Source organism: Tropicibacter sp. S64 (assembly GCF_049803835.1).
Lineage (GTDB): Bacteria > Pseudomonadota > Alphaproteobacteria > Rhodobacterales > Rhodobacteraceae > Pacificoceanicola.
Genome location: NZ_JBNAGK010000012.1, coordinates 161,625 through 172,214 on the forward strand (window position 1 = coordinate 161,625; position 10,590 = coordinate 172,214).

At 64.7% G+C, this 10,590-nt stretch carries 6 protein-coding genes and 3 pseudogenes; 4 read left to right on the forward strand and 5 right to left on the reverse strand.

Going from position 1 to position 10,590, the window contains the following annotated elements:
* Nucleotides 1-61 precede the first annotated feature (61 nt).
* Entirely contained in the window at nt 62-1,186 is a 1,125-nt protein-coding gene (locus ACP159_RS19200; RefSeq protein ID WP_425101332.1) for an ROK family transcriptional regulator, read from the reverse strand.
* A gap of 259 nt (nt 1,187-1,445) precedes the next feature.
* Between ACP159_RS19200 and ACP159_RS19205 the strand changes: the two genes are divergently transcribed.
* The 3 genes from ACP159_RS19205 to ACP159_RS19215 all read left to right on the forward strand — a co-directional run bounded on the left by ACP159_RS19205 (nt 1,446) and on the right by ACP159_RS19215 (nt 4,688).
* On the forward strand, nt 1,446-2,480 hold the full coding sequence (locus ACP159_RS19205) for a sugar ABC transporter substrate-binding protein (RefSeq protein WP_425101333.1): 1,035 nt from the start codon (nt 1,446-1,448) through the stop codon (nt 2,478-2,480).
* A gap of 272 nt (nt 2,481-2,752) precedes the next feature.
* Nucleotides 2,753-3,820 (forward strand): ABC transporter permease, encoded by a 1,068-nt coding sequence (locus tag ACP159_RS19210; protein WP_425101334.1) that lies wholly within the window; start codon nt 2,753-2,755, stop codon nt 3,818-3,820.
* 88 nt (nt 3,821-3,908) lie between these two features.
* Complete coding sequence (locus ACP159_RS19215; protein WP_425101335.1) at nt 3,909-4,688, forward strand: ATP-binding cassette domain-containing protein; 780 nt, start codon at nt 3,909-3,911, stop codon at nt 4,686-4,688.
* Between the two features lie 266 nt (nt 4,689-4,954).
* Here the strand turns inward: ACP159_RS19215 and ACP159_RS19220 are convergent, their stop codons facing one another.
* The 4 genes and pseudogenes from ACP159_RS19220 to dctP form a co-directional block, all read right to left on the reverse strand.
* Nucleotides 4,955-6,355 (reverse strand): TRAP transporter large permease, encoded by a 1,401-nt coding sequence (locus tag ACP159_RS19220; RefSeq protein ID WP_425101336.1) that lies wholly within the window; start codon nt 6,353-6,355, stop codon nt 4,955-4,957.
* Between the two features lie 20 nt (nt 6,356-6,375).
* Nucleotides 6,376-7,005: a TRAP transporter small permease subunit gene (locus tag ACP159_RS19225; RefSeq protein ID WP_425101337.1), complete on the reverse strand. Its 630-nt coding sequence runs from the start codon at nt 7,003-7,005 to the stop codon at nt 6,376-6,378.
* Between the two features lie 102 nt (nt 7,006-7,107).
* Nucleotides 7,108-7,221 (reverse strand): annotated as a pseudogene (locus ACP159_RS19230) (C4-dicarboxylate ABC transporter substrate-binding protein); the annotation flags it as partial.
* A 6-nt stretch (nt 7,222-7,227) separates the two neighbouring features.
* Nucleotides 7,228-8,118 (reverse strand): annotated as a pseudogene (gene dctP / locus ACP159_RS19235) (TRAP transporter substrate-binding protein DctP); the annotation flags it as partial.
* Between the two features lie 497 nt (nt 8,119-8,615).
* Here dctP and acs point away from each other — a divergent pair.
* Nucleotides 8,616-10,590: pseudogene (gene acs / locus ACP159_RS19240) on the forward strand (acetate--CoA ligase); the annotation flags it as partial.

Below are 10,590 nucleotides of genomic sequence, written 5' to 3' on the forward strand. Positions count from 1 at the left end.
CCGTGACCAGGGCACTGGTCACTTGCTTTGCGGAGGTGGTGCGAGCCGCAGGCACGGGATGCTATTCGATCAGGAACCGGTGCGACAGCGGCAGGCTGACCGCCCCCATGACCCGGGCGTCATGACCGACATGGCCCGGACGCACCACCGGCCGCTGGATGCCGGACAAGTCCATGTGATCGAGTTCCACGTTCGTCGCCTCGACCAGCGCGGCGCGGACCTGCGGCGGCAACCAGCCGTCGATCATCACCTCCGGCAGGTCCAGCACGCAGACAGCGGAGACGATCGCCTGCGCCAGCCCCTTGCCGGCTTCGGCGGTCCAGCGGGCAAGAATGTCCTCCGGCACCGCCCAGGCAGCGGGAGGCTCCCAGAGGCTGGCGGTTTCGACACCCCGCGTGCGCATCATCCGTTCCAGAACACACAGCGAGGCCCGTTCGATCAGCTGCACCTGCCCGCCCGCGCCGTCCGGCACCGGCATGGAGCCGAGCGCCCCGGCGTTGCCGCTGCGCCCGGTGTAGAGACGGTTGTTCAGCACCACGCCGCCCCCGGCGAAGTAGCCGAGATAGAAGTAAAGGAAATCGCTGGCCCGGTCCTCCGCCCCGAAGACAAGTTCGGCACCGCAGGCGGAGGACGCGTCGTTCTGCATGAAGACCGGCAGGCCCAGCCCCTGTTGCAGTTGCTGCGCGATGTCGAAATCGCGCCAGCCTTCCATCTCGTCCGGTCCGAGCCCGAGCGACGCGGCCCAGTCCCACAACCGGAAGGGCATCGCCACGCCGAGCCCTGCGATGCGCTCCTTCTGGTCCGCGCTGAGCTGCGCCGCGAACTGGCGGAAGCTGTCCTTGGCGAACTGCACCGTCGCCTCGGGGCGCGGGAAATCATACGTGATCCGCGCACGCGATATGATCCGGCCGACGAAATCGGTCAGCACGAGGTCCGCGCTGCGGCGGCCGATCTTGAGCCCGCCGAAATAGGCCCCCGACCCGGCAAGCCGCATCGGCACCGATGGTTGCCCGACCTTGCCCCGCTGCGGCTCGCCCTTGCGCAGGAATCCCTCCTCTTCGAGGCGGCGCATCATCACCGACACGGTTTGCGCCGACAGACCCGTCGCGCGGGCGATCTCCGCCTTGGCCATGGGACCGTGACGGCGCAGAATCGTGAGCACGAGGCGTTCGTTATGCGCCCGCATACCGCTCTGGTTCGAGCCCTTAGACAGTATTTCAAACGTATTATCAACGGCTTGCGCCGGTGCGTCGTTCTCCACAGCGCGTCCTCCCTGCCGACAGGATGACGCTCGGGCGCCCGATCTGTCAATAAATAAATCACGGTTATTTATTTATTGACATGCGGCGCGAATCCCGGTCTTTTAGACAACGGGAGACGCGGCGGGCCGTTCCCAGGAACCTTTCCGCCGCAGCCTTTCTCACGACCTTAGGGAGGATACATTCGTGACCACTTTCAAGAAAACCCTGGCCCTCGGCGCATCCGCACTGGCCTTTTCCGCCATCGCCGGCGCGGCTTCCGCCGCAAGCCACAGCATCAGCGCCTGCCTGATCACCAAGACGGACACCAACCCGTTCTTCGTGAAGATGCGCGAAGGCGCGGAAGCCAAGGCCGCTGAACTGGGCATCACGCTCAACAGCTACGCGGGCAAGGTCGACGGCGACAACGAGACCCAGGTTCAGGCCATCGAGACCTGCATCGCGAACGGCGCGAAGGGCATCCTGCTGACCGCGTCGGACACCTCCGCCATCGTGCCGTCCGTGCAGCAGGCCCGGGACGCCGGCCTTCTGGTGATCGCGCTCGACACCCCGCTGAACCCGATCGACTCCGCCGACATGACCTTCGCCACCGACAACTTCCTCGCCGGTGAGCTGATCGGCCGGTGGGCCGCCGCAACGCTCGGCGACGCCGCGGCGGACGCCAAGATCGGCATGCTCGACCTCGCCATTTCCCAGCCGACCGTGGGCGTGCTGCGCGACCAGGGCTTCCTGACCGGCTTCGGCATCGACGTGAAGGACCCGAGCAAGTGGGGCGACGAGGACGATCCCCGCATCGTCGGCAACGACGTCACCGCCGGCAACGAGGAAGGTGGCCGCAAGGCGATGGAGAACCTGCTCGCCAAGGACATGGAAATCAACGTCGTCTACACCATCAACGAGCCTGCAGCCGCAGGTGCGTATGAAGCCCTCAAGGCCATCGGCCGCGAGAACGACGTGCTGATCGTCTCCGTCGATGGCGGTTGCCCCGGCATCCAGAACGTCAAGGACGGCGTGATCGGCGCCACCTCGCAGCAGTATCCGCTGCTGATGGCCTCCAAAGGCATCGAGGCGATTGCAGCCTGGGCGAAGGACGGCGTGAAGCCCTCCGCCACCGATGGCAAGGACTTCTTCGACACCGGCGTGGCGCTGGTCACCGACAAGCCCGCCGAGGGCGTCGAGTCGATCGACACCACCGAAGGCACGGACCTGTGCTGGGGGTAAGTCTCTGACCAGGGCCGCAGCAGCAGCCCGGCAAACACTCCGCGGGAGCGTTTGAGAGACTTGCCTGCACAGCCCCGGGGCGCGGACCCAGCGCCCCGGGACCCCTACCGGATTTACAGGCACCGGGCCGGTTTTGCCCAACGCCGCTGTTGACCGGGGACCATCCGACACTTCACACTCCTCCGGAGCGACGGGCCGAGGCCCGCTCGCCACTTCAGGTATTCCGCGAAGGGGAGTGCGCGGATCCATTTCATGAGACAAGGGAGAGGCTCATGTCCCAGACGGACAATTACGAAGCCGCCGCCAGCGGGGCCAGCAAGGATGTGGCCAGCTTCGCGGATGACGGCAAGGGGATGCTGGGCAAGATCCAGCACGCCCTCCACGTGAACCCGGCGCTTGTGCCATTGATCGTGCTGATCAGCGCAATCATCGTTTTCGGCCTGGTTCTGGGATCGAAGTTCTTTTCACCCTTCGCGCTGACGCTGATCCTGCAACAGGTGCAGATCGTCGGTGTCCTGGCGGCGGCGCAATCGCTGATCATCCTGACCGCGGGCATCGACCTCTCTGTCGGCGCCATCGCGGTTCTCTGTTCTGTGATCATGGGACAGTTCGCGTTTCGCTACGGCATCCCGCCGGTCTTCTCCGTGATCTGCGGACTTGCGATCGGCACGGCGATCGGGGCGATCAACGGCTTCCTCGTCAGCCGCGTGAAGCTGCCACCGTTCATCGTGACGCTCGGCATGTGGCAGATCGTGCTGGCCGCGAACTATCTCTACTCCGCCAACGAGACGATCCGGTCGCAGGACATCGAGGCAGAGGCCGCCTTCCTGCAGTTCCTGGGCTCCAAGGTCACACTTGGGGGGGCAACCTTCACCCTCGGCGTGATCCTGATGATCATCCTCGTCCTCGCCCTCGCCTATGCGCTGCGCTCCACCGCCTGGGGCCGCCACGTCTATGCCGTCGGCGACGATCCCGAAGCGGCGGAACTCGCCGGTGTGAACGTCACCCGGACGCTGATGTCCGTCTACATGCTGGTGGGCTTCATCTGCGGTCTGGCCGGATGGGTGATGATCGGGCGCTACGGCTCCGTCTCGCCCTCCGCCACCACCGGCGTCATCGGCAACATCCAGGCCATCACCGCCGTGGTGATCGGGGGGATCTCTCTCTTCGGCGGACGCGGCTCGATCCTCGGGGCGTTCTTTGGAGCGCTGATCGTGGGCGTGTTCGAACTCGGCCTGCGCATGGCCGGCGCCGACCCGCAATGGACGTTCCTCCTCATCGGCACACTCATCATCGCCGCCGTCGCGGTGGACCAGTGGATCAGGAAGGTCTCGGCATGATCCGCACGAAACACGTCACATTCTGCACGATTGCCCGGGTTTCCGGGCAATCGAAGACCGAAACCCGGACAGGAAAGGCCGACAGACCATGACCCAGCCCATCCTCAAAGGCCGCGGCCTCGTGAAGCGCTACGGCAAGGTGACCGCCCTCGACCACTGCGACTTCGACCTGATGCCGGGTGAAATCCTCGCGGTGATCGGCGACAATGGCGCGGGCAAATCCACCCTCATCAAGGCCGTCTCCGGCGCGGTCCAGCCCGATGCGGGCACGATCGAACTCGACGGCAAGCCGATCCACTTCCACTCGCCCATCGACGCGCGGGAAGCGGGCATCGAAACGGTCTACCAGACCCTCGCGATGTCGCCGGCCCTGTCGATCGCCGACAACATGTTCATGGGGCGCGAGATCCGTCAGAAGGGCCTGATGGGCAAGCTGTTCTACAAGCTCGACAAGGCGGAGATGCAGCGCATAGCGCGGGAGAAGCTGAACGACCTCGGCCTGATGACCATCCAGAACATCAACCAGGCGGTGGAAACCCTCTCGGGTGGCCAGCGCCAGGGCGTCGCCGTGGCCCGGGCGGCCGCGTTTGGGTCCAAGGTCATCATCCTCGACGAGCCGACCGCCGCGCTAGGGGTCAAGGAGAGCCGCCGGGTGCTGGAGCTGATCCTCGACGTCAAATCGCGGGGCATTCCGATCATCCTGATCTCGCACAACATGCCCCACGTTTTCGAAGTGGCGGACCGCATCCATGTTCACCGGCTTGGCCGCAGACTTTGCGTGATCAATCCAAAGGACTACACCATGTCCGACGCGGTGGCTTTCATGACCGGCGCGAAGGAAGCTCCGGCGGAAATGGCCGCAGCCTGAGCCGAGGCAAAGACGGATTGAAAGGCGCCCTGCACCGGGCGCCTTTTTTCGTGGCGGGAGGGATTTCGCCGCGCTGCGCGCGTCGACCAACGCGCCCTTCGGGCGCGTGCGGGGGCGCTGCCCCCGAACCCCCGAGGTATTTCGGGACCAAAGAAGCAGGGGCCGCGGCCAGCAATTCTTCGGACTTCAAACACCTCAGGGGAGTCCGAAGGACGGGGGCAGCGCCCCCAAGTCAAGATTTTGTCCCGGCAAAATTTTCACCCGGTTCAGGCCATCGACGGCAGCCACAGGACAATCGACGGGAAGGCCACCAGCAGCGCAATCGTCACCGCATCGGCGACGAAGAACGGCATCACGCCTCGGAAGACATCCTGCACCGAAAGCTCGGGGCGCACGCCCGCCACGACGAAGCAGTTCAGGCCGATCGGCGGCGTGATCAGGCAGAACTCCGCCATCTTCACCACCAGGATCCCGAACCAGATCGCGCACATAGGTCCCGACATGCCGAAAGCACTGTCCTCCGCCGCGACCATCGCGCCGCCGTTGAGTGCCATGACCGCCGGATAGACCACCGGCAAGGTCAGCAGCAGCATGCCGATGGCGTCCATGAACATGCCCAGCACCGCATAGGCCAGCAGAATGCAGATCAGGATCGTCATCGGGTGATAGTGCAGCGAGGTGATCCAGTCGGCGAAGGCGCTCGGCAGATCGGCGAAGCCGAGAAAGCGGACGTAGATCAGCACCCCCCAGATGATCGAGAAGATCATGATCGAGAGCTTGGCCGTCTCCACCAGCGCGTCCTTGAGTTCCGGCAGGCGCATGCCCCGGACCAGCGCCATGAGGAACACGATGAAGGCGCCGATCGCGCCGCCCTCGGTCGGCGTGCCCCAGGCGTCGCCGCCGAACGGGTTGTAGACGAAGAAGATGATGATGACGATCACCGCGACGATGGGCAGCGCCGGCGGCAGGCTGGCAAACCGTTGTCTCCAGGTGAAGCCGGTCACCGGCGGGCCGAAGGTCTTGAGCGTCAGGGCAAGCCCGATGATCAGCCCGGCATAGACGATGGCCGAGAACACACCGGGCAGGAACCCGGCCAGCAGCAGCTTGCCCACGTCCTGCTCGACGATGATGGCGTAGATCACCAGGATGGCGGAGGGCGGGATCAGCGAGGCCAGCGTGCCCGCCGCCGCCACCACGCCCGCCGCAAAGCGCTTGTCGTAGCCGACCTTGAGCATCTCCGGGATGGCGATGCGGGCGAAGACCGCTGCCGTGGCCACCGAGGCGCCCGACACAGCGGCAAAGCCCGCCGTGGCGAAGACCGTCGACACCGCGAGCCCCCCCGGCACCCAGGCGAACCAGCGCTTGGCTGCCTCGAACAGCGCCCGCGTCAGCCCGGCGTAATAGGCGAGGTAGCCGATCAGGATAAAGGTCGGAATGAGCGAGAGCGCCTGCGAGGCGACCTTGCCGTGCGGCACCTGCCCCGCGATCTTGACGCTGATCTCCAGCGCCTTGCCGAAACGCGCCGGGTCATAGCCGAACTGGTCCCAGCGCAGCCAGATCAGCCCGATCAGCCCCGCCAGCGCCGCCGCAAAGGCCACGCGCATCCCCAGCACGACCAGAATGAACATGCCGCCGGTCACCCAGAGGCCGATTTCGATGGAATCCATGTCCCTGCCCCCTCAGACCGTCAATCGCGGCCCTGAATGTGTTCGGCTTCCGCCGCCGCCTGCTCGGCCACCGTCTGCACCAGCGGCACCGCCACCGGGCGTTCCTCCCCGCGCAGGAAGGCCACGCCGTATCCCCAGAGCTGCAGGACAAGCCGGACGCACATCACCGAGAACGCCACCGGCACCACCAGCTTGGCGGGCCAGATGGGCAGGCCGATGTCGATGGAGCTGTCACGGCTCCAGTTCGGCTTGGCAAAGTCGAAGCTGCGGTCGAAGTGCGACCAGCTGCCCCAGACCAGCAGCACCATCAGCACAAGCACCGCCAGCGTCGTCAGGAACTCCGCCAGCCACAGTGGCCGCCCCTTCAGCGCCCCCACCACGATGTCCATGCGGATATGGCCGCCCTCGCGCTGAACGTAGGAAATGCCGAAGATGGCGATCAGCGGCATCGCCGCTTCGATCCAGTCGACGTAGCCGCGCAGGGGTTCGTTGAACCCGTTGCGCCCCACCACGGACACCACCGCGAGGCACATCAGCGCGAAGGCCCCGATCCCCGACAAGAGCCCCATGCTCCACTCGATCCTGAGCAATCCCCGGTCGAGGCGCGACAGCAAGCTGCCGTCCTCCAGAACAGATGCCGACCCGGCCATATCCCCTCCGTCCCCCTGTGCGGGGCTTCTGACTCATGATGAAAATGATGAGACCCCCGGCAGCCGTTGCCACCGGGGGCCAATCCGCAAGGCGCGCCGTCAGTTCGACGCGCGGGCGTCCTTCAGCGTCGACTTGACGAGATCAAGGAGTTCCTGTGCCGGAAGGCCCTGTGCACTCATGTCCGCAATCCAGGCATCCTGGATCGGCTTGCCGCCAACTTCTTCGAACTTCGCCAGCTCTTCGTCGGAAATCATGACCTTGGTGACGTTTTTCTCCGCCAGAACCTCGTCCCACTGCTTGAGCAGCGTGCCGTAGTTGTCGATGTAGTAGGCGATCGCCTCCTCGACGGAGCTGTCCAGAGCCTCGCGCTCGGCGTCGGTCAGCGCCTCGTAGGCGTCGATGTTGACCACCACCGGGCAGTTCACCGTGCCGGGGTTGAGGTTCGCCGTCCACCAGTCCGCCTCGTTGATGGTGCCGAACGACAGGTGTGCGTGCTGGGCGAAGGCCACCGTATCCACGACGCCGGATTCCATCGCCTGGTATGCCTCGGAGGAGGTCACGGAGGTCGGCACACCGCCCACCGCCTCGAAGGCCTGCCCGATGCCGCCGGTGGCGCGCACCCGCATGCCGTCGAATTTGTCGAGCGTGTCGCGCGGCTCGCCGGTGCCGACGAGGTTGTACTGCGGCATGGGCGAGGTCATCAGCATCTTGGCGTTCCACTGCGCCATTTCCTCGGTGACCGCCGGATGCGCATAGACCGCGTTGGACACCGCGACCTCTTCCTTGAGGGTGTTCACACCAAGGAACGGCAGCTCCAGCACGGTGATCGCCCGGTTCTTGTCCGGGTGATAACCCGCGCAGAACTGCGCCATCTCGAAGGCACCGATGGAGATGCCGTCGAGGTTCTCGGTGTTCTTCGACAGCCCGCCATAGGAGATGTTCATGGTGAATTCGCCATTGGTCTTTTCCGCGACCAGGTCGGCGAGCTTGTGGATGTGCTCCGTGAACGCCCGGCGCGATCCCCAGACCGATACGTTCCACTCGGTCGCGGCGGCTTCGGATGCAAAGCTCAGCGCCAGCGCGGTGCACAGCAGTTTTCCGGTGATGGTCATGTAGATAGTTCCTCCCGTTTTGATCTTGATGGTGGTTATCCACCTTGGAAGGTGAGCCTAAGGCCTGAGCCGACAGGTGCAAGCCTTTTGGGCCATCGGGATGCGGCGCGGCGGCGGGACGTGCGCATTCGGCAAGAGGGATTCGCGCGACACAAGCCTGCGGGCCGCGAAAACGGTATACCGTGGCACACCGGAACGATTTGTCGCAGCGGCGCAGGTGAAGCTGTCACGAGGCTGACACCACTTGCCCGCCGGACAGTCACGATTTCGTTAGCGTATTACAAGGCTTGATTAACAGGCGGTTAGCCTGCGTACAGCAAAAAACTTTACATATTTCCGACCGTTTGGAAAACGGATTTACAAATTCCTTCTTACTTTTTCGGCACTTATTTATTTGTTTTCACGCCGTGATATAGTGCGACCAAGATGAGACGCTGCGTAAACATTGCGCACGGGATCACGCCAGGATCGGCACAATCGGAATGGGAGGACCCGCCATGACGGATCAGACACCACTCAGCAACACCTACCCCCCCAGTGCGGAGCTTGCAGCTTCTGCGAATGTGGATCTTGCGGCGTATGACGCGATGTACGCGCAGTCGGTGAGCGATCCGGAGGCCTTCTGGGCCGAGCAGGCGAAGCGGCTCGACTGGATCAAGGCGCCGACGGAAATCAGGAACGTCGATTTCACCCTCGGCAAGGTCAGCATCGAGTGGTTCCGCGACGGCACCCTCAACGTCTCCGCCAACTGCATCGACCGCCATCTCGAGACCCGCGGCACCCAGACCGCGATCATCTTCGAGCCTGACGATCCCGCCGAACAGGCCCAGTCGATCTCCTACGCCGACCTGCACCGCCGCACCTGCCGCATGGCCAACGTGCTGGAGAGCCTCGGCGTGCGCAAGGGCGACCGGGTCATCATCTACCTGCCGATGATCCCCGAAGCGGCGACCGGGTCATCATCTACCTGCCGATGATCCCCGAAGCGGCTTATGCCATGCTCGCCTGCGCCCGCATCGGCGCCATCCATTCCATCGTCTTCGCCGGCTTCTCCCCCGATGCCCTCGCCGCCCGGGTCAATGGCTGTGACGCGAAGGTCGTCATTACCGCCGACGAGGCGCCGCGCGGCGGCCGCAAGACCCCGCTGAAGACCAATGCCGACAAGGCCCTGCTGCACTGCAAGGACGATGTCAAATGCCTCGTGGTCAAGCGCACCGGCGGGCAGACGACATGGGTCGACGGCCGCGACTACGACTACAACGAGATGGCCCTGGAGGCCGATGACTACTGCCGCCCCGTGGAGATGAATGCCGAGGATCCGCTGTTCATCCTCTACACCTCCGGCTCCACCGGCCAGCCGAAGGGCGTTGTACACACCACTGGTGGATATTTGGTTTACGCCGGGCTGACCCACGAGGTCACCTTCGATTACAAGGACGGAGACGTCTATTGGTGCACCGCCGACGTGGGCTGGGTCACCGGGCATTCCTACATTGTTTACGGGCCCTTGGCGAACGGCGCGACGACGCTGATGTTCGAGGGCGTGCCGACCTGGCCGGATGCGTCGCGTTTTTGGCAAGTTTGCGAGAAGCACCGCGTCAACCAGTTCTACACCGCGCCGACGGCGATTCGCGCGCTGATGGGCCAGGGCAACGATTTCGTAACGAAATGCGATCTATCCTCGCTGCGAATCCTCGGCACCGTCGGGGAGCCCATCAACCCGGAGGCGTGGAACTGGTACAATGATGTCGTCGGCGGCGGTCGCTGTCCGATCGTCGACACCTGGTGGCAGACGGAAACCGGCGGGCACCTGCTGACCCCGCTTCCCGGCGCCCATGCCACGAAACCCGGCGCGGCGATGAAGCCGTTCTTCGGGGTGCAGCCGGTTGTGCTCGATCCGCAGTCCGGCGAGGAAATCCATGAAAGCCCGACCGAGGGTGTCCTGTGCATCAAGGACAGCTGGCCGGGTCAGATGCGCACCGTCTGGGGCGATCACGAGCGGTTCGAGAAGACCTACTTCTCGGATTACAAAGGCTATTACTTCTCCGGCGACGGCTGCCGCCGCGATGCGGACGGCGACTACTGGATCACCGGCCGCGTCGATGACGTGATCAACGTCTCGGGTCACCGCATGGGCACCGCGGAGGTGGAATCGGCGCTGGTGGCGCATGAGAAGGTCGCGGAGGCGGCGGTCGTCGGCTACCCGCACGAGATCAAGGGCCAGGGCATCTACTGCTACGTGACCCTGATGAACGGCGTCGAGCCGACGGAGGAGCTGCGCAAGGAACTCCGCGCCTGGGTCCGCACCGAGATCGGCCCGATCGCCTCCCCCGACCTGATCCAGTGGGCACCCGGCCTGCCGAAGACCCGCTCCGGCAAGATCATGCGCCGCATCCTGCGCAAGATCGCCGAAAACGACTACGGCGCCCTCGGCGACACATCCACCCTCGCCGACCCATCCGTCGTCGATGA